We start from the raw sequence: 19,710 nt of genomic DNA, 5'->3' as shown, positions 1-19,710 counted from the left end.
ATCTGCTCCGCCCCCTCTTCGTTTATCATAGGCGCCGGACTAGACGAATGAGGTCAGATTTTCAGTTCCGCCTTGACCTCCTTGAACTGCTCGATGGCCCAGGCGAGATCCTCACGTGTGTGGACGGCCGACATCTGGGTCCGGATGCGTGCTTTCTCCCGGGGGACAACCGGGAATGAGAAACTGACCACGTACAGTCCCCGCTCGAGCAGTCGCTGTGCCATCTCCTGCGCCACGCGGGCGTCTCCCAGCATGACCGGGGCGATAGGGTGGTCTCCCGGAAGAATGGAGAACCCCGCACGGGTCATCTCCTCGCGGAAGTAACGGGTGTTCTCCCGCAATTGGCGACGCAGGGACTCGGCGGTCGTGATCAGCTCCAGTCCCTTCTGGGCGGCGACCACGATCGCCGGTGCGAGTGAATTGGAGAACAGGTAAGGGCGCGACCTCTGCCGCAGCCACTCGATGATTTCTTTCCGGCCAGAGGTATAACCTCCACTGGCTCCGCCAAGTGCCTTCCCCAGGGTTCCGGTCAGCAGATCGATCCGGTCGGTCACGCCGAAATGTTCGGGCGTCCCCGCGCCGGTGGCTCCCGTAAAGCCGACCGCGTGCGAGTCATCGACCATGACCAGTGCATCATACTTGTCGGCGAGATCACAGATTTCCGGCAGGTTGGCGAGGTAACCATCCATGGAGAAAACCCCGTCCGTGGCGATCATGCGGAAGCGGGCGTGGCGGGCTTCTTTGAGCTTCGCTTCGAGATCCGCCATGTCGTTATTGCGATAACGGAAACGCTGGGCTTTGCAGAGACGGATGCCATCGATGATGCTGGCGTGATTCAGTTCGTCCGAAATCACCGCGTCCTGCTCCCCCAGGAGGGTCTCGAACAGACCGCCATTGGCATCAAAACAGGAGGAGTACAGGATCGTGCTCTCGGTCCCGAGAAACCGGCTCAACTGTTCTTCGAGCTGGTGATGAATTTCCTGCGTCCCGCAGATAAAGCGGACCGACGCCATGCCGAAGCCCCATTCGTCCAGTCCCTGTCGGGCTGCGGCGACAATCTCCGGGTGATCGGCCAAGCCGAGATAATTGTTCGCGCACAGGTTGAGCACCTGCCGGCCATTCACCTCGACCCGGGCATTCTGTGGAGAGCTGAGCAGACGTTCCCGTTTTTCCAGTCCCTGAGCACGGATGTCGGCAAGCTGGGTCTGGATATGATTCTGGAATTGGCCGTACATGAAGATTCCTGATGTATTCCGCGACAGTCGCAATGGCGGCTGAATGTTGAGTTGTAACGAAAAAAACGGTTGTTCGGCTTGGAGAGGGGTGTTTCTGGAGGAGTTCCTCAGTCGTCTCTCGACCACAGTCCCCGATCAGGCTTAGGTTGAAAGTGGAATCGACTTTTTCTTCAGAAATCCTCTGCCACAATGAGTACGACCCTGAACGAACTCGCCGCCTCATCGGGCACGCCGCCAGTGGCCACACAATACCTTGATGCCGACGGACATGCGAATGTCGCACTCCTGCAGGACCGGATGCCGGCGGCGCTCCGGCTGTCGCGCGGGGCCGTCATTCTGACACTGGCACTGGGGGGCTTGTTCATCACCTTCAGCTATGCCGCACTTTGGCATACCGATCTGTGGGGGCACCTTTCCTATGGCCGATGGATCGCTGCGGAGCACGCTGTCCCGCGCACAGAGCCTCTACTGCCACTGGCCAAGGGGGTTCCATTCGTGGATACCGCCTGGCTGAGCCAATTGATCGGCTTCGGCATGTTCGAACGCTTTGGAGTGAGCGGAATTCAGTTCCTGTACGCTTCCTCCTTTCTGTTGGTCGCGGGCGTCCTGACTTCGATCGTTTATCGGCGCACCCAAAGTGTCGCAGCCGCATTGCTGGCACTGGGCGCGTTTTACTGGGTGGCCTACCAGCAGCTGCTGGTGGTCCGTCCGCAGCTGGCCGGAATGGTCTGCTTCACGCTGGTCTTCGCCATGATCACCGCCCCGGAATGGAAGCGGTGGTTTACCTTCGCGATCCCGTTGGTGTTCATGGCGTGGGCGAACCTGCACGGTTCGTTTCTCGTCGGGCTGGTGATGCTGGGGCTGTTCACCGTCGGTCGGGGGATCGACGTCTGGCTGCATAGCAAAAACTGGCGAACGGTTCTCGCCGAACGCGGGACCCGCGGGCTGTTGCTCGCAACGGAACTCTCCGCAGCGGCGGTCCTGCTGAATCCTTATGGCATCGGCATCTATCCAGAAGTGCTGCAGGTCTCCGGCAGCCGGAATCTGGAGAGCCTCGTGGAGTGGGAACCGCTGACGCTGCGAATGAAGCAGGGGCAGGCGGCGGCCTGTGTGGTGCTGGCTCTGATTTGTGCCTACCGCCTGACACCCCGTCGTGTGACCGTGCGCGAAGTTCTGCTGCTGGCTCTCCTTGGTCTGGGGATGATGTGGTATTGCCGGATGATCGTCTGGTTCGCCCCCGTCGCCGCGTACTATCTGGCGGTCCACGCCATCGCAATCTGGCGCCATTGGCGGAAGCAGCCGGCTGCGGAACCGACTTATACCGGGTTGCGGACCATTATCGTGGTCGGGGTGGCCTGGATCTGCTTTGCCTACACGCCATTCGGATACACCGTGCTGCATGGACAGATCAAAGATCCCAAAGCCGCCGAAGCCAAGTTCCGCAAGAGCCTGTCGACGCAGACACCGGTGGAGCTGACACGATTCCTCAATCGCGAGCCGCCGACAGGGCAGGTCTTCAATTCCTATGAGTGGGGAGATTACCTCCTCTGGGCCGGCCCGAAGGAAATGAAGCTGTTCGTGAACTCTCACGCTCATCTGATTCCCGAAGAAGTCTGGGACGATTATCTGCAGATCGCCAACGGAGCCAATGGCTGGATGGAAAAGCTCGACCGGTACGGAGTGAATGCTGTGGTGGTCGATGCGGAATCCCGCGGCGGGCTGATCCGGGAACTGGAAAAGCAGTCCGGCTGGGAAAAGAAGTACAAGGACTATCAGGGGGCGGTCTTCTACCGCAAGAAGCCGATCTGACCCTCCGTCGTCGCAGTGCCGGCCCTGTGCTGAAAGAACCGGCGAGATTTGATTCCTTCCGTGCTGGAACTCGATTGACGAGTGAGTGATTGCAAATGAAACGTCACATCAACTGGAAGCTGTTCGCTGGGATTCAGGTGGCCGTCGTAGGTGCCTTCGGACTGGCGTTCGCACTGAGCAGCAGTCAGGCCCGAGGACTCGCCCGACAGGAACTGCTGGGAATCGAAGCGTTTCAGCCGGTGCCGATTCCTCGTGAAGAGCCGCTGCGCATTAAACCGCTTTACAACCGGCCCGATCTGGTCACCGACGAGGATCTGGCGGCGGTGCTCAGGCAGGTGCAGCCCCCCTTCGACCGCAAGCAGATGAAGCCCAACCACGTGGAGCACGCGCTGCGCACCTGGGGGGCGAAAGCGACCTTCCAGAACCCGAAGATTGTCTCGGGACAGGAAATGCTCGAGTTCCTGACCGATACCGCCAAGTACTACCAGTCGTGGGGAACCGAAGTCGCGCCGCTGCTGCTGGAGCAGCCGAATGGCGTGGCGATTCGCTGGGAAGCGGAACTGAATGCTTCCTATCATCACGATCATTGGTTGGCATGCGTGACCGAAGCGGGCGCACCGCTGAATACTCCGGTTTATGGAGTTTCCCGCCGGCCCGCGACTCTGTACGACGTCGTTCAGCAGTCACTGCGCGACTTCCGCCTCGATGAACGGGAGACGGAATGGTCGGCGATGGGCTTCGGATTCTGGATCTGTCCCACAAAAAGCTGGATCGGTTCCGGCGGTCGCGAGTATTCGTTTGACCTGCTGGCCGATCGGCTGCGTCGGGGGCAGAAACAGACGGGAGTCTGTGTCGGCACTCACCGTGTCTATTCGCTGATGGTCCTGATCCGACTGGATGACGAATTCGACATTCTGTCGGATGAGGCCCGCGAGGCTTCGATGGATTACCTGCGGACCGTGCGTGACGCGATTACGGTCTCACAATTCGAAGATGGACATTGGCCCTCCAACTGGCCGGATGGGGCCGACGCGGTGGCTGATCCGATCGTAGAGGATGATTACAAGAAAGTGATCGCGACCGGGCATCATCTGGAATGGCTCTCCATTGCTCCTCCCGAACTGCATCCGCCGGAAGAACAGATTCGCAAGGCCATGCAATGGGTGATCCGGACCACCAAAGAGAAGTCACACGACGAGATCAAGCAGAACTACACGTTCTTCTCCCATGTCGGCGCAGCGCTCTGCAACTGGCGGCAACAGCATCCGGCGGAATTCTGGCGGGAGTGGGAAGGGAAGCATCCCTACCGGCCGGAAGCCAGTGACACTGCGGCTGGCGTTCCCGCAAAACCAGCGACCCCCTCAGCCGAAGCCCATTGACTCCCGACGTCCGGTTCCCGATTTGACCGACCTGAAGGGGAGGGGCTCATTTCATTTCCTGTGAAAGGGAGCCGAGCATCTTCTGAACGATCTCCGGTTGCCAGCTGTCGGCGTCCACGCGAATCGACACCAGCACCTGTCCCCCGGATTTGCTGTTCAGGACCCCCTGCACGAGGTGGTAGATCCGCTTGGTGGAAGGGTCTTCCGCCGTTTCAAAGTTGAAGTCGACCGGCGCGCCGTTGATCCGGTAGGACTCCTGGCGGGTGCGGGTATTGTCGACGATCAGCGGCGTTCCTCCTGCTCCTTCCTGCAGGAGCGTTTCGCGAATGTGCCTGCGGACAGCGCTGTCGCTGGCCAGACGGGAATTCACTTCGACCGCTGTGAACAGCCACTTCCCATCGTGGCTTTCGTAATACACCCCCTTGAGACGCAGAACGTAACCCATATTCCATTCGACCGTGCCGCGCGGCTGAAAGTCGGCCGGAAGATGGATCTCCACCATGCGCTGCAGCATCTGGGAGGCCTGTTCCGGATCTTCGGTGATCTGCGGACGGAACCACCACATGCCGATCGCGCAAAAGCCGCAACCGATGACCAGCAGCGCAGCGGCCAGACCCCCACCCACAAGCAGCCAGGGACTGGTCGGCCGTTCCGCTTCGGCAGCGGCCCGCATTTTCTCCTGAGCGGATGTTTCCTTGCGTTCGTTCATGGGCGGTCAATCCGTGACTGGGAAGAAGCACTCAGCATCGTTCCGCCTTTCCGGGATCGGCTCGCTTTCCGCTGTCCGGTTCGGTGGAGTTCATGGTTCGTCGGCGGGGCGCAATAAAATGTGCGGCGGCTGAAGCTGTCAACTTCCTCCGCCGCACACTGAATTGAAAGCATTCTGAACTGGATTCAACCGGGCCTGCCAGGCCGGGCCCCGCATTTCGTCAGACGAAACGCAGGCGGCGTGGCGACCGGCAAGAGCCACAGGCTCTCGCCAATCTCCGGGATTACTGCAGCGTGATGGTCAGCCAGCCGGCGTCGGCGGAGAGACCGGTCATCGACAGGTTGACCGTTTTGCCGTTCTGGTTCACCACGAACTTGTTTTCCAGTGTCCGTTCGGGCAGGGCAGCCTGAATCTTCTGTCGCATCACGTTGGCACGGGTGATCTGTGCTCCGACATTGGGGGGACGGGAGACCGGCTTCACACCGACATTCCCCCGCTTCAGGATCAATTCGTTACCGGTGAGGACCGGAGTGAACGGCACGGTGATGATCTGAGTGGGAATATCATCGCCGTTGTCCCGCTTCAGGCCGGCACGGATCTGCAGAATGACTTCACCCCCGCGAATGATGAACCGCACCGCATCGTGCTCATCGAAGACGAGTGTGTTCCCCTTGACGGCTTCCCCTTCCGCGGTCGGCTGCGGCTCGGGGAACTTGACTTCACGGTTGAGAATCTCGCTGAAGCGCGATTCCAGCAGCGAGCGGACTTCGTCCTCGGTCATGGTCTGACCCGCGAGTCCGAAGCGATCGAGCCCGTGCGTCAGCAGGCTCTCATGGATCTGGGCCACCAGTCCGTTGCTGGGGACCGGAGGCATGGGGGCCGGACGGGAGCCGGCAACTTCGGTCGGGCCGAGCAGACGTGACCAGAACCGCAGCTCCTTGTCGGTGCTGTTGACGGCGATGACGTCCGGATACAGGTCGTACTTCCGCAGCGGGCCGTACGTCTTGGTCTGCAGTTCCTTCGAAGCGTTGGCGAATTGCCGGTCGGCTTCATCGTTCAGCTTCTGACGGACTTCGTTCGAGATCTTTCCGGCGGCCATTGCATTGGCCTGCGGGGTGCGGGAGCTGGCTTCACGGAAGGCGATGTTGTCAGCGATCCGTCCGAACAGGGGCAGCCCGCTGAATTTGGTGCTGGCTCCGACGGTCTGGTTGTTCGCCCGCACGGAGACCTGTGCCGGTTCGCCGTAAAACGACTGACCATCGAAGATGATCGGCTTCTGGGCACGGAAGCTATGGTTCCCGACGGTGTGGATCGTTGCCTGATCGGTGTAGCCGTTGGTGTTGGCCCGCACGACTCCGCTCAATGTGATCGCGAACCGGGCATTCTGCGAGCTCGGAAGAATGTCGAGTGTCAGGTCCGTGTTGGTGCACTGGTTGCCAACGACGCACGCTTCCATCACGCGATCACGGATGGTGCTCGATTCGACCCGGCGTTCCATGTAGAAGCGGTTCATCAACCCTTCTGAGACACCCAGCCGCAGGTTGTAGTTGAGATAGGCAGCGCCGATGACGCGGCTCAGTTCAGCTCCCCCATCGGGAGACTTGTCCTGTACCTGTGTCAGCAGCGAACGGATCTCGCCTTCCAGCTGCCAGTTCGGGTCAGCGTTGTACTGACCGATGGTTTCAAGCAGCTTGGTGAGCAGTCCCCGCAGCTCTTCAGGCGACGTTGGGGCGGCAGGCTGCAAAGCACGCTGCACGGTGGCGAGGGCATCTTCCAGAGCCAGAAACGGTTCACGACTGACGAAGTCACGAACTTCCGGAGAGTAGGTTTCCCGTTTTTCCAGTTTGGCCTTGGCAGCCGTCACGATTTCCAGTGCCTGCGGATTGTCGGCCTTCAGGCTGAGGAGTTCATCGCTTCCGATCCACGGGTTCCAGCGACTTCCGTTTCCGTATGATTTGAGATCCGACTGCAGTTTCCGGACAGCCGAATGCAATTCGTTAAACGCCGGTTCGACGCGACTCTTCTGCGCGGCTGCCGGATCGACTGTGAGCGTGTCCAGCAGTGCCTCGGCCGTCTCGACCGCCGGGCTCAGCTTGCTGTACAGGCTCGAGAGCTGCGGAGCGACCTTTTTGTAGCGAGGATCCGACAGGGCTTTTTCGAGGGTGTTCAATTTGACCTTGACCCGCTGGATGGAGGCGCGCTGCTCATCCACGGTCGCGTGTTCGCCGGTGAACAGGTCCTTCACGAAGGTTCCGGTTTCCGTCGTCCATTCTTTCCAGGAGCCGTCGATCGACTCGGTCAGGGCGGCGAAATCTTCTTCACCCAGTCCGGCTGGAGGGCCATTGAACAGGCCACCCAGACCTACCGGAGGGGCCTGCAACTGATCGAAACCCCAGGAGTGGGACACGGCCCACATCGAGAGGCTGCAGCCACAAACCATCCACATCAGACTCTGACGAATTCGCATTGGTTCCACCATGACGAGGCTTACGTCGAAGGGAGTCAGGGAACTCCGACGAAAGTGATCACAACGTGTTATCGACTGTTCCGACGGGTCAGAACGGCATCGACGGAAAAGGCCGCAGGGCCGACGGGACTCCTTTCTTCCGGCTCATCAGGGAAACCGGAAGAATCCCTCTACGCAGTCTATTGTGCCCAGACTTTGCAATCAAACAGGTCGAAAATGACGATTTTCCGTAATCAGCAGCAGAATGTGCCGTTAGACAAATTCGGCTTTACACTTTTTACAAAAATTTGTTATGAGTCCCCGCTGAACTGATTTCCCGGGGGGCCGGTACGCAGGATGAGCGAACCGGTCAGGGGATATCGCCAACCGAGCCAGAGCGTTTTTGACAGACGATTGTCAGGAAACGGTGCGAAGTTGGATCGGTCGCTGGCCCCCGTCAGCGTCGTCCGAATTGAAACTCTTCTGTGATTGCGGTTATTGGGAAAGGATTCCCCGGTGCAGAACCTATTACTGAAACTGGTGGTTCTGTCAGGCGTCATCGGCGGCAGCGGATTTGTCGTCTGGCGGGCTCATGACGGACTGCAACAGCCCAGTGCGCAAATCACACCCGAAAGCTTTAATCCGCTGGAGTCGGACGCCAGCGCGGCACCGACTGCGAACGTTTCTGATCTGACGGACGACCCGTTTGCACAGCAGCTTGGCACGCTGCCGACGCAACGGGCCGAGATTCCGGCCACAGCGTCGGCTCCCGAAAGTGCCCCCTTCGACTTCGAAAACCGAGCATTCCCCCGGCAAACCGCATCTGCTCCTGCTGAGCCCGCTGCAAAACCAGGCACTGTTCGCGAATTCCCGATGTTGTTCGGAGGGACAGAACCGGCGCCCGCTCAAGAAGCAGCCCCGGAACTTCCGCCAGCCGCCAGTCCCCCGCCGATCGCCGGAATCGATGCCCGGGACCCGTTCCAGTCCGCTCCGGAACCGGCCGCCGCTCCTCCGCAGACTGAAATGGCAGCTCCTCCCCAGGAGCCGGAGCTGAAGATTCTTCCGGTGGCTGCGGAAGTCGAAGTTCCCCAGAAGGAACTGAAGGAGACGCCGCAGCCTCTTCCGCTGCCGGCACAGACGGAACTTCTCCTGCCCCAGTCGGAACCCGAAGTGGAACCACTGAAGCCTCAGGCCGAGCCGGAAATGCTGGCGACAGCCCCCCTGCAGACTGCGGAACTGCCGGAACAGGAAGATCCGCATGCTCCGGAACCGACTTTGGCAGCCCCCTTCGGTCCGTCTCATCAGAAAAAGATGCTGGCGACCGATGACCCGTTCGCCGTCGAACCGGTCGAACCGAAGCCACTGCCCGGTGCGGATCATCCTCCCGGACTGACCAAACTGCCTCCCACCCATCCCGGCCCGGTTCTGTTGCCCGCCGGGGAAATGAGTCCTCAGGCGGCACCTCGACTGCCGAGCGGGGTGGTGACCGCTGACGGAGCGGTTGCCGAAGAAAATGATCTGATTCTGCCCGCTGCGGGAGATGCCCCGCCACAGCGGCCGTTCCTCCCGTTGGCTCCCGCAACCGCGTCGGCACCTGCTCCGATCCAGGCCGCCGAGGAAATTCTTCCGGAGATCAAACCGGCTGTGACCCCAGCGAAGCAGGCGGCACCGTTTGAGATGACGATTACGCCGCAGCCCGTCCCAGACAAACCATTTGTCCCGATGGCACCGACCCAGGCGGCGCCGACTCAGCCGGCACCCGCTCTCGGCGGAGGCGACCCGTTTGCCGAGACGCCCGCTCCCGTCGCGAAGCCCAAAGCCGCGCCGATGATGCCGATCCTCAATCCGGCTCCGGCCGCGTCCGATGAGATTCTCCCGACTCCAGCCAGTGGAGCGGCCCCGGCGGCGACACCTGCTCCGTCATCGGTCCCGTGGGATCTGCAGCAGCCTGCCGCGACTCCTCGTCAGGCTCCGGCGGAACTCCCGCTGACGCCGTTGAATCCGCAGCCCGCGCCCGCTCCCACGCTGGCTGATGATCCGTTTGGCGTTTCTCCACCAGCAACCATTCGTCAGGAGGCCCAGCCGAACCTGTCGAGTCAGCCCCAGCTGGAAATGCCGGGCAATCAAGAGCGAATTCCACCCGCGGGAATGCTGCTGCCGAGTGGAGGCTCGGAATTGCTGCCGACACCGGCGACGCCAGCGGCTCCCAGACCCGCACCGGTCGAGAATCTTGCGATCCCGCTGCCGACGATGCCGCAGCAGTCGACGATCGAACCTGTCACGTCACTGCAGATGCAGAAAGGGTCCGTGGCCCCCGGCGAGCTGCTCGGTCACGGGGAGCCCCACAGCAATGTTCCGACGGGACCTCAAACGCCGGAATTGAAGATCGAGAAAATCGCCCCCAGCGAAGCCACGATTGGTGAACCGGTGGTCTATGCCATCGTGATCCGGAATGCAGGGGGAAGCACCGCTCGCGATGTGAAAGTGGAAGACCAGATTCCCAAAGGAGCCCGTCTGGAAGGGACCATTCCCCAGGCGGTGCTGTCAAACGGCAAACTGTTGTGGGAACTCGGATCGATCGAACCGGGTGCGGAGCGAAAAATTCAGCTGAAGGTGACTCCGCTGGAGCCCGGACAGATCGGAAGTGTCGCTACGGTTTCATTTGCGGCAGCGGTGACCGCCTCGATTCGCGTGACGGCTCCCAAGCTGACAATCGATATGACGAGTCCCTCGGAAGGGCTGGTGGGTGAAAAGCTGGCCTTCCACTTTACCTTGAAAAACAGTGGTGAAGGGGCTGCGAAAAATGTCTTTCTGCGGGCGATCCTGCCGCAAGGGCTCAAGCACCCCGGCGGGAACGATATTGAGTACGAGGTCGGAACTCTCGCGCCAGGGGCATCCCGGACGATCGATCTGACCGTGTTGGCCGATCAGCCTGGCATCGTGACTCCACGCGGACTGGTGACCAATGACGGCAAAACACAGGATGAAACCCGCAGCGATCTCCGCGTTATCGAAGCCCGGTTGAAACTGGAACGGACCGGGCCCGCACGTCGATTTGTGAATCGGCCCGCAACGTTTGTGACGACGGTTACCAACGAGTCGCAGACCGTTCTCAAGCAGGTTGTTGTGAAAGAGACCGTGCCGCAGTCAGTGCAGCTCGCGGGCATTCCTGCTGAAGGACGCTGGGATGCTGTCCGGCACACGATCAGCTGGGAAATTCCGCAGCTGCAGCCAGGTGAATCCCGCCGTTTCGAATCGAAGCTGGCAGCGGTGACCGCTGGAGATCATCAGGGGACAGTGATCGCTCAGGATGCTGCAGGAAACCGGGCCGAAGTCGCCACATCGCTGGAAGTGAAGGGCTTTGCGGATCTGGCGGTCGACATGGCGAGCCCACAGCGGACAGTCGTCGTCGGCGAACAGCTGTCGGTCCGGGTCACGTTGAAGAACGACGGAACCGCGGGAGCCCGGCAGGTGAAGACAACGTTCGAAATTCCGCCCGGGTTACAGTTCGCGGCGGCAAAAGGCCCGGTTTCTTACGATCTGCAGGGGAATTTGGTGACATTTTCCCCACTCAACGAGCTGCCGGTGCGGGGAGAGCAGGTGTATGACCTGGTGCTGACGGCGATCGGTGCCGGTTCGACGAAGGTGACCCTGCAGCTCGAAAGTGCGGACTTTGAAACGCTGCGGCGGGATCACGCCGTGAGGGTCATCGCCGAATAGGTGAGCGCTGTGAGGGGACAGGGCAGGGGAGACTGGTCGGTGTCTCCCCGCGACGTATTTGCTCACCGGCGGAACATGTGACACAATAGGGATTGACTGCTCCGGCCGGCTGGCTGCGCGCTTCTCTGACTGCAGCCCGGTCCGTGTTGAATCCCTACGAAGTGAATGTTCATGCACAAGATTGAAACCGTCACCGCCACCGGCATTCCGTTGTTGCTCGATGATATTGATACCGACCGGATCATTCCGGCGCGCTATCTCCGCTGTGTCACGTTCGATGGCATTGGCGAGTTCGCTTTTGAAGACGACCGCCAGCAGGATCCGCAACACCCGTTCAACGATGCCCGGTTTCAGAATGCCGGCGTGCTGGTTTCTGGCCGGAATTTCGGCTGTGGTTCGAGCCGGGAGCATGCTCCACAGTCGCTGATGCGCTGGGGAATTCAGGCGATTGTTGCGGAATCTTTCGCGGAGATCTTCTTTGGAAACTGTGTTTCGCTAGGGATTCCTGCGGTCTGTGCGTCACGTCACGACCTGGAAGATCTGGCCGCCGCGATTCAGGCCAATCCGCAGCTGGCGATTCTGGTCGATCTGGATGCTCAGGTCGTCCGGTACGCAGAGCAGAGCATTGACTGCAGCATGCCGGAGAGTGCCCGCGAGGCACTCGTGACGGGCCAATGGGACTTTTTGGGGCAGTTGCTGGCGAACAAGCCCCAGATTGATGCCAAAGCCAAGCAGCTTCCCTACCTGACAGGTTTTGCCGGGTCGGTTTGAGCCGCTGGCTGCCTGAGTCAGAAGGAGAAAAGTCGAAAACGCCCGCGGGAGAAATTCCGGCGGGCGTTTGCTTTTGGGGAGAGGCAATTCGAGCACTTCGATTTTCCATCTGCCCGGGTTCGGCGTGCGGCGAACAGTCTGTTTTTGCTGTTCGGCTGCCGCGCTGGCCGGGTTCTGCAAAGTGCGATCCACGCGAACGGGTTGGAGATCAAGCAGGCGGACCACGGCGTAAATCGCGGTCCGCACTCCGACTACCATCCATAACGCTTCTGCCCTTCCGGAGTGGCACCGCTGTCGCAAGTGATGTCGAACTGGCCGTCGCAATAATCTTCCAGATCCCGGAAGCAGCTGCCCGCCATCGAGCCTTTGTGTCCCGTAAAGCCCGAGAAATGGAAGCTCTGGTTGACGCTGCCGAAGGCCGACCCGACGTCTTCGAGCTCCTGATTGATGTTGTTCGCGACTTCGCTGAGTCCAACCACCATTCCGATCACCAGAATTGTGGAAACGAGAACCAGTTCGGCGGAGACGATAAAGCCTGCCTCGTCGTTCATGAGTTGAGAAGTGAGATGCAGCATGGAATTTCCTTGGTCGTGAGTCTCGGTGAAGGTGAGTGTCCTGCTGCGTCGTCGGAGTGAGTTGCCGAAACACAGCGTTCGTCCTGCGTGTCAAGCAGGGTGAATGCCGGGTTTTGCAGTGAATGCTTTTTGGGGGCAGTTGTCCCTTCTCTAAGTGTCGATGGAGAAGATGGTTACGACTCGACATTGTCGCGATAAATTTCTTGACAGAGCGCTCAGAGGAAGGGTCGCTGTGATGCTTCAGGGCAACGTTTGTGGGAGATGTTGAGGGTGTTCTGTTGTTCTAAGTGTTTGTGGAATTTCACATTGCGGGTTGTTGCGGCAAAAGCAACGTCGGTGATGTGTTGCGGCAACGTCTGATCTGGCTTTCGGAGAAGAAAAGGGGCCCGGCCGCAGAGGAGGGGAGGTTGGTTGGTCGACTTCGGGGTCGGGAAAGGTGTTGACGGCTGGGCTCTTTAGGGTAGAGCCGTTTCGGACGCGAACTGGAGGGGGGCCGGTGGTGTCAGTCCCTGATGCACCGATGCGGAGTAGAGTTTCTTCAGAGGAAACCCCTTGCGGGGGCGTCGGGAAGCGGGGCAAATCCGGCCCATGTAGCCCTGCGTGGAGAGGGAATTCCTTTCCCGGTGAACCGCTCTGGAGTAGCGAGGTTTGGCGTGATCGCTAGAATGGTCGATGCGAGACGCGGCACAGAGAAACGATTTGTGCTTGCACGGGGGTAGTCCGCCGCTATACTTCGCGGCTTACGATCCGGTTCTCGGCTAGCGTAGCTCAACGGCAGAGCACCGGTTTTGTAAACCGGCGGTTGTGGGTTCGAATCCCTCCGCTAGCTTCTGCGATCGCTGGAAAAGGAAACGGATCCAGCCTTTCAGCAAAATTGGGGGGTGTGCCCGAGCGGCCAATGGGGCCAGACTGTAAATCTGGTGGCTCTGCCTTCGGTGGTTCGAATCCACCCGCCCCCACTCGAGTTGAGGTGAAGAGTGCCCTCTGCATCGGCAGGTGCAGGCGGCTCTGCTGAGATTGTTGCGGGTGTAGCTCAATGGTAGAGCTCCAGCCTTCCAAGCTGGTGGTGAGGGTTCGATTCCCTTCACCCGCTTTTGTGTAGTGGATCGGAAGTTCAGACGAAGCCCGGGTCGTCGGTGATAATCGTCGGAAGCGGTATGCCCCTTTTGGGGTGCTGTTGCCGGAGGGTTATCTGGAGTAGTCTGCTGCTGTAGCTCAGCCGGTAGAGTGCGTCCTTGGTAAGGACGAGGTCGTGGGTTCAAATCCCACCAGCAGCTTACCGGTCATGTCCGGTTTTGTCGTTAGGAGGCGGCCGCAGGCGTGCTGCGGACACCTAGGTGTTTGCGGCAGATCAGGCCGCCTGAATTCAACCTGTGGAATTCACTGTCTGGGTTTCCGGTCCTGGATTCTATTGAGATAGTCATCTGAAAGTTTTGGAGCGCTGATATGGCGAAGGAACAGTTTCAAAGGACAAAACCGCACGTTAACGTCGGGACAATTGGCCACATCGACCACGGCAAGACAACCCTGACTGCGTCGATTCTCGCAGTGCAGTCGACCAAGGGGCTTGCCACTCCGATCGCTTACTCGGAAGTGGCCAAGGGGGGAACTGTCCGCGATGAGACCAAGACGGTGACCATTGCTGTGTCGCACGTCGAATACGAGTCGCCGAACCGGCACTATGCCCACATCGATTGCCCGGGGCACGCCGACTATATTAAGAACATGATCACCGGTGCAGCTCAGATGGACGGCGCCATTCTGGTGGTGTCGGCTGCAGACGGCCCGATGCCGCAGACCCGCGAACACATCCTCCTGGCTCGCCAGGTGAACGTGCCTGCTCTCGTGGTCTTCCTGAACAAGTGCGACCTCGTCGACGACGAAGAACTGCTCGAACTCGTTGAGATGGAAGTTCGCGACCTGCTCAACAAGTACGACTTCCCCGGCGATGACGTCACCATCATTCGTGGGTCGGCCAAGCCGGCTCTCGATAACCCGGCTGATCCGGAAAAGAATGCCTGCATCGGCAAGCTGATGGATGCTCTGGATTCAGACATTCCCGAGCCGGCTCGCGAAGTCGACAAGCCGTTCCTGATGGCCATCGAAGACGTGTTCTCGATTTCTGGTCGTGGAACTGTGGTGACCGGTCGTATTGAACGGGGTCAGATCAAGGTTGGCGAAAAGGTTCAGATCATCGGTCTCCGCGACACGCAGGAAACCGTCTGTACCGGTGTGGAAATGTTCCGCAAGCTGATGGACGTTGGTCAGGCAGGGGATAACGTGGGGATTCTGCTCCGCGGTACCGCCAAGGACGACGTCGAGCGTGGGCAGGTGCTCGCTGCTCCGAACTCCATCAAGCCGCACACCAAGTTTGAAGCTGAGGTGTACGTGTTGAGCAAAGAGGAAGGTGGTCGCAAGACCCCGTTCTTCAGTGGCTACCGTCCGCAGTTCTACTTCCGGACCACAGACGTGACCGGTGCTGTGAAGCTGCTGGGTGACGCCGAAATGTGTATGCCCGGCGACAATGTGAAGCTCGAAGTCGAGATGATCAAGCCGGTCGCTCTGGTTGAAGGTAGCCGCTTCGCGATTCGCGAAGGGGGCCGGACCGTCGGCTCCGGAATCGTGACGAAGATTCTGCTGTAGTATGTGAAATGGCTGGCCACTCTCGGGTGAGGGTGGTCAGCTCTGTTTTTGACTGTCTTGGCGCGTGAACTCATGATCCGGCGATTCGCCCGCGCGAGTCGTCGGATTGGTGTCGTTATATCGAGGTAAGAGATGGCTCGGGAATACGTCTGGCTGGAATGCACGGAATCGGGTTCGCGCAACTATCGTGTTCCGAAGGAAATGCGGGGAACTGAGCGGTTGGAGCTGATGAAGTATTGCCCGAAGCTCCGCCGTCACACTCTGCATAAAGAATCTCGCAAAAAGTAGTCAGTCACCGTGGTTTTCCGGTGCCAGATGCAGAGTGCTGCTGCTGGTGCGGGGACCGCGGGCCGCTGCGGACGGGTGTAGCTCAATCGGCAGAGCAGCGGATTCCAAATCCGCAGGTTGGGGGTTCAAGTCCCTCCGCCCGTGCTGAAGAGGTACCTGTGTCTGGTTGCCTTGTCCGGTGGGCGGGTCAGCGCAGATTCAGGGTGGCCTGCGAATTATTAACGGATTCGAATGACCTTCAGACCTGCATGATCGCAGGGAATCTGTCACGAGAAGGAATCGCCCAGGATGGCACGAGCGAAAGCGGAAACGTCACTGATCGGCGAGCTGTTCCAGGTCCGGCCCTATAAGCCGGCTCAGGGGCGGGTTGTCCGGCAGGTCACGGCACTGGCCATTGCGGTCACTGCTGTCCTGATTGCCTACCGGTTGCATGCGACGGCGCTGGCTGACTCCAGTGAGCCAATTCGGAGGGGGATTCCCGCTGCGATTGGGCTTTTGGGGGTCTGGCTGGCTTATCGGCTGGTGAACTGGCCCACGTTTGCCAACTTTCTGATTTCTGTTGACGCCGAGATGGAGAAGGTCTCGTGGGCAAGCTGGGAATATCTGAAGCGTGCGACGGCGGTGGTCTTGGTGACTATGGTTGTCCTCGGGGGATATCTGTTTTTCTGCGATATCATCTGGCAGCAGCTGTTCATCTTCGTGCGGTTCCTTGATCCGAGGCTGATGGGGGCCTGAGGAAATCAAGGTCAATTCGCAAGGGATTATTTCTCGATCGCTTGAAAAATCTTGGGCGATCATTAAAGATGCGTGGCTCGCTTATGGACGACCAACAATCCAGTTCCGAAATCAAGCCTGAATCCAAGGCAAAGCCGAAGGGGCGCAAGGCTGCCAAGCCTGAGCGTTCCATTGCGGAGCGGCTCGGTACCGACAATCCCCGCATGCGGTGGTTTGTTTTGAAGGTGCAGAGCAATCGCGAGCGTTCCATTCGGGATTCGATTATTCGTCGGATCAAGATGGAAGGGATGGAAGATCACTTCGGCGAGATCTTTATTCCGACCGAAAAAGTTGTAGAGACCAAGGGGGGCGGGCGCAGGGTCCGCGAGCAGAAGCTGCTCCCTGGTTACATGATGATTCAGATGGATTTGACCGACGAGAGCTGGCATCTTGTTCGGTCGACAGGTGGTGTCGGCGACTTTACCGGGGCAGCCGGCAAGCCGATCCCGATGGAGATTCATGAGGTGCGTCGCTGGCTCGGCCTCGAAGAAGAGGTTAAGCCGGGCGAGCCTGAGAAGCCGTCCAAGCCTGTGGTGAAGTTTGACGTGTCCGTTGCGGATCATGTGAAGGTCAAGGAAGGGGCGTTCGAGAGTTTCGAAGGCTCGGTTGACTCGATGGATGACACGACGGGTAAGGTCAAAGTCATAATTGAAATTTTCGGTCGACCGACCGAAGTTGAGCTTGAGCACTGGCAGGTTGAGAAGGTCTAGTGGCCGAGTTTCGATGAATGCCCGCATCGGAATGTCCGTTGCGGGTTATTGTTTTTGAGTTGATTTGTGGAATGGCTGCAGGCCATTTGTGGATTCCTGATCTCTGAATTCTGTGCTCAGTCATGGCCAAGAAAAAAGCAATCGTCGCTGAAATCAAAGTGCAGATTCCCGGCGGACAGGCGACTCCCGCTCCACCTGTCGGTACCGCACTTGGTCCGCACGGTGTGAACATTGGGCAGTTTGTCTCGCAGTTCAATGAGCGGACACGTGACATGATGGGGACGACGATCCCTGTTGTGATCACTGTGTTCAATGATCGCTCGTTTGAGTTTGTGCTGAAGAGCCCACCAGCTGCGGTGCTGCTGAAGCAGGCTGCCCAGGTCGCCAAGGGGGCGGCGAATCCTCGCACTGAGAAGATCGGGACTGTGACGCAGGCCCAGGTCCGCGACATCGCGCAGAAGAAGTTTGAAGATCTGAATACCAACAGCGTGGAGCAGGCCGCGAAGATTATCGCCGGCACAGCTCGCAGTATGGGTATTGCAATCGTTGATTAATCCTGCCGCCTGGTCTGGGTACTGGGTGGCTGCCGCAGAGTGAATCCGGCTAACAGAGTGAAGTCATGAAGCTATCAAAACGCCAAAAAGCATTGCAGGAAGCGGCCAGCAAGGTCGGTGTGGTCTCCGTGGCGGGCGCTGTTGCTGCTTTGAAGAAGCTGGAAACAGCCCTGCCTAAAGGGGTGAAACCCAGCAAGTTCGATCAGTCTGTGGAGCTGGCTGTCCGGCTGGGTGTCGATCCGAAGCATGCCGATCAGAAGGTTCGCGGGTCGATCGTGTTTCCTCACGGGATTGGCAAGGCTCAGCGGATTCTGGTGTTCTGTAAAGACCAGAACGTTAAGAAGGCTCTCGATGCCGGGGCAGAGCACGCAGGTGGGAAAGAGCTGGCCGATAAGATTAAGGATGGCTGGCTGGAGTTCGATGTGGCGATTGCGACTCCCGACATGATGGGCGTGGTCGGTCCCCTCGGTAAGCTGCTCGGTCCGCGCGGCCTGATGCCTTCACCGAAGGCGGGAACCGTGACCCAGGACGTGACGACCGCAGTCAAGGAATACAAGGCTGGTAAGGTCGAGTTCAAAGTCGACGACGGCGGTATTGTGCATTGCGTCGTCGGTAAGCTTTCGTTCGACGAGGCGAAGATTGCCGAGAACGTCGATGCTTTGCTGCGGGTGATTCAGCAGCTGAAGCCATCGGCAGCAAAGGGGCAGTACCTGCGGTCGATTACACTCACGGCGACTCAGATGCCCGGAGTGCAGATTGCCGCGGTCTAAGTTGCTTTCGCTGGGGTTTGGTGCTGCGGAATATACACGGCCTGTGATTTCAAGCGGGCGATTGTTTCGAAGAATTTGGAAGTGTAGCCATGAGTAAGCCCGTCAAGGATATGATGATCGGCCAGATCCTTGCCAAGATTGGTGATCGGAAGGATTTCGTCGTCCTGGATACGTCGAAAGTCGACGCCATTGCGATGAATGACCTGCGGCTGGAGCTCGACAAGCGAGGAATCAAGCTGTTGGGGGTCAAGAACGCTCTGGCTCGTCTGGCTTTCGCGAAGAGTGGCATCGGCTCGGTCGATGACGTGCTGGCGGGGCCGTCGACACTGGTCTGGGGCGGAGAAGATATCGTTGGTCTCTCCCGCGAGATGACCGAGTGGGCGAAGAAGATCGACAAGATCACGATCAAGGGAGGAGTTGTCGACGGCCAGGGTGTCGACTCTCAGGGTGTTGAAGACATTTCCAAGGGGCCGAGCCGTCTGGAGTTGATTGGCCAGATCGTTGGCTTGGTTCTCAGCCCGGGTGCCCGCCTCGCCGGTGCGCTGCTGGGGCCTGGAGGCACGGTTTCCGGTCAGCTCAAGGCGCTGGCCGACAAAGACGAAGGCGGCGACGCGGCGTAGCGTCCCGGTTCGGCCGAGTGAAGCGGCCGAGTTATTCACTCAACCGAGCCGGTCGGTATTCGCCGGCGTGGATTAATTTCTGGAGAAAGAACGATGTCAGCTGAAGCACCAGCTAAAGAATTCGACGCAACGACAAAGGAACTCGGCGACAAGATCGTCGGTATGACCCTGCTGCAGGCGAAGGCCCTCGCAGATTACCTGAAGGAAGTTCACGGCATCGAGCCGGCAGGCGGCGGCGTGGTTATGGCCGGCCCGGCTGCAGGGGGCGCTGGTGCAGCCGCTGCTCCGGTCGAAGAGAAGACCGAGTTCGACGTGATCCTCACCAAGTTCGGTGACAACAAGATCAACGTGATCAAGGCTGTCCGGAGCATCACCGGTCTGGGGCTGAAAGAAGCCAAGGACCTGGTGGAAGGCGTGCCGAAGCCGCTGAAGCAGGCTGTCTCGAAGGAAGACGCCGAAAAGTTCAAGAAGGAAATCGAAGAAGCTGGCGGCGCAGTCGAGCTGAAGTAATTTCCCGAAGCAGGCAAAGAGGGCGAACGGGCGAGAAATCGTCGGTTCGCCCTGTTTTTGTCGTTTAGCAGCATGGGGCGTGCCGTCCACTTGCAATTTTTGCAGCGAGTGGTAGGCTACGTCATTGGAAGTCAGGGGTGGAGCGGTCGCAACAGGAAGTCCTGCTTGCTATTTCGTTGAATTCCTCTGTCTGGTTT

General features: G+C 59.3%; 16 protein-coding genes and 5 tRNA genes. 17 read left to right on the top strand and 4 right to left on the bottom strand.

Annotated elements, in window-relative coordinates:
* Positions 1-53: 53 nt before the first annotated feature.
* Positions 54-1,235 carry a glycine C-acetyltransferase gene (locus tag SH664x_RS15935; protein ID WP_437202553.1) on the bottom strand — a complete coding sequence of 394 codons (1,182 nt, stop codon included), beginning with the start codon at positions 1,233-1,235 and terminating at the stop codon, positions 54-56.
* A gap of 189 nt (positions 1,236-1,424) precedes the next feature.
* Between SH664x_RS15935 and SH664x_RS15930 the strand changes: the two genes are divergently transcribed.
* Positions 1,425-3,044 carry a hypothetical protein gene (locus SH664x_RS15930; RefSeq protein ID WP_437202552.1) on the top strand — a complete coding sequence of 540 codons (1,620 nt, stop codon included), beginning with the start codon at positions 1,425-1,427 and terminating at the stop codon, positions 3,042-3,044.
* A gap of 95 nt (positions 3,045-3,139) precedes the next feature.
* Entirely contained in the window at positions 3,140-4,423 is a 1,284-nt protein-coding gene (locus SH664x_RS15925) for a hypothetical protein (RefSeq protein WP_437202551.1), read from the top strand.
* Between the two features lie 46 nt (positions 4,424-4,469).
* Here the strand turns inward: SH664x_RS15925 and SH664x_RS15920 are convergent, their stop codons facing one another.
* Positions 4,470-5,132, bottom strand: coding sequence for a hypothetical protein (locus SH664x_RS15920; RefSeq protein ID WP_437202549.1), 663 nt, complete (start codon positions 5,130-5,132; stop codon positions 4,470-4,472).
* A gap of 283 nt (positions 5,133-5,415) precedes the next feature.
* Positions 5,416-7,539, bottom strand: a complete 2,124-nt coding sequence (locus SH664x_RS15915; RefSeq protein WP_437202547.1) for a hypothetical protein — start codon at positions 7,537-7,539, stop codon at positions 5,416-5,418.
* A 555-nt stretch (positions 7,540-8,094) separates the two neighbouring features.
* Here SH664x_RS15915 and SH664x_RS15910 point away from each other — a divergent pair.
* On the top strand, positions 8,095-11,298 hold the full coding sequence (locus SH664x_RS15910; protein ID WP_437202545.1) for a CARDB domain-containing protein: 3,204 nt from the start codon (positions 8,095-8,097) through the stop codon (positions 11,296-11,298).
* Positions 11,299-11,469: 171 nt separating this feature from the next.
* Positions 11,470-12,069: a 3-isopropylmalate dehydratase small subunit gene (locus SH664x_RS15905; protein ID WP_437202543.1), complete on the top strand. Its 600-nt coding sequence runs from the start codon at positions 11,470-11,472 to the stop codon at positions 12,067-12,069.
* A gap of 251 nt (positions 12,070-12,320) precedes the next feature.
* Here SH664x_RS15905 and SH664x_RS15900 read toward each other — a convergent pair whose 3' ends face one another.
* Positions 12,321-12,644: a branched-chain amino acid aminotransferase gene (locus SH664x_RS15900; protein WP_437202542.1), complete on the bottom strand. Its 324-nt coding sequence runs from the start codon at positions 12,642-12,644 to the stop codon at positions 12,321-12,323.
* A gap of 757 nt (positions 12,645-13,401) precedes the next feature.
* Here SH664x_RS15900 and SH664x_RS15895 point away from each other — a divergent pair.
* The 13 genes from SH664x_RS15895 (at position 13,402) to rplL (ending at position 19,513) form a co-directional block, all read left to right on the top strand.
* A tRNA-Thr gene (locus SH664x_RS15895) sits at positions 13,402-13,473 on the top strand.
* A 48-nt stretch (positions 13,474-13,521) separates the two neighbouring features.
* Positions 13,522-13,603 (top strand) — tRNA-Tyr (locus tag SH664x_RS15890).
* Positions 13,604-13,666: 63 nt separating this feature from the next.
* Positions 13,667-13,737: transfer RNA gene (locus SH664x_RS15885), tRNA-Gly, on the top strand.
* A 111-nt stretch (positions 13,738-13,848) separates the two neighbouring features.
* Positions 13,849-13,921, top strand: a tRNA-Thr gene (locus SH664x_RS15880).
* A gap of 169 nt (positions 13,922-14,090) precedes the next feature.
* Positions 14,091-15,287, top strand: a complete 1,197-nt coding sequence (tuf, locus tag SH664x_RS15875) for an elongation factor Tu (RefSeq protein ID WP_437202540.1) — start codon at positions 14,091-14,093, stop codon at positions 15,285-15,287.
* A 132-nt stretch (positions 15,288-15,419) separates the two neighbouring features.
* Positions 15,420-15,575 carry a 50S ribosomal protein L33 gene (gene rpmG / locus SH664x_RS15870; RefSeq protein ID WP_437202538.1) on the top strand — a complete coding sequence of 52 codons (156 nt, stop codon included), beginning with the start codon at positions 15,420-15,422 and terminating at the stop codon, positions 15,573-15,575.
* 71 nt (positions 15,576-15,646) lie between these two features.
* Positions 15,647-15,719: transfer RNA gene (locus tag SH664x_RS15865), tRNA-Trp, on the top strand.
* 144 nt (positions 15,720-15,863) lie between these two features.
* On the top strand, positions 15,864-16,310 hold the full coding sequence (secE, locus tag SH664x_RS15860; RefSeq protein ID WP_437202537.1) for a preprotein translocase subunit SecE: 447 nt from the start codon (positions 15,864-15,866) through the stop codon (positions 16,308-16,310).
* Between the two features lie 68 nt (positions 16,311-16,378).
* Positions 16,379-17,059, top strand: a complete 681-nt coding sequence (gene nusG, locus SH664x_RS15855) for a transcription termination/antitermination protein NusG (protein WP_437202535.1) — start codon at positions 16,379-16,381, stop codon at positions 17,057-17,059.
* A gap of 122 nt (positions 17,060-17,181) precedes the next feature.
* Positions 17,182-17,613, top strand: a complete 432-nt coding sequence (gene rplK / locus SH664x_RS15850; protein WP_437202533.1) for a 50S ribosomal protein L11 — start codon at positions 17,182-17,184, stop codon at positions 17,611-17,613.
* Positions 17,614-17,678: 65 nt separating this feature from the next.
* Entirely contained in the window at positions 17,679-18,383 is a 705-nt protein-coding gene (gene rplA, locus SH664x_RS15845) for a 50S ribosomal protein L1 (protein ID WP_437202532.1), read from the top strand.
* A gap of 89 nt (positions 18,384-18,472) precedes the next feature.
* Positions 18,473-19,003: a 50S ribosomal protein L10 gene (gene rplJ, locus SH664x_RS15840; RefSeq protein WP_437202531.1), complete on the top strand. Its 531-nt coding sequence runs from the start codon at positions 18,473-18,475 to the stop codon at positions 19,001-19,003.
* A gap of 93 nt (positions 19,004-19,096) precedes the next feature.
* Positions 19,097-19,513, top strand: a complete 417-nt coding sequence (gene rplL, locus SH664x_RS15835; RefSeq protein WP_437202529.1) for a 50S ribosomal protein L7/L12 — start codon at positions 19,097-19,099, stop codon at positions 19,511-19,513.
* Positions 19,514-19,710 lie beyond the last annotated feature (197 nt).

The organism is Planctomicrobium aquicomposti, from assembly GCF_051466325.1.
Classification (GTDB): domain Bacteria; phylum Planctomycetota; class Planctomycetia; order Planctomycetales; family Planctomycetaceae; genus Planctomicrobium.
Note: the sequence above shows the minus strand (reverse complement) of the source record. Positions and strands in the feature narration are given on the sequence as shown.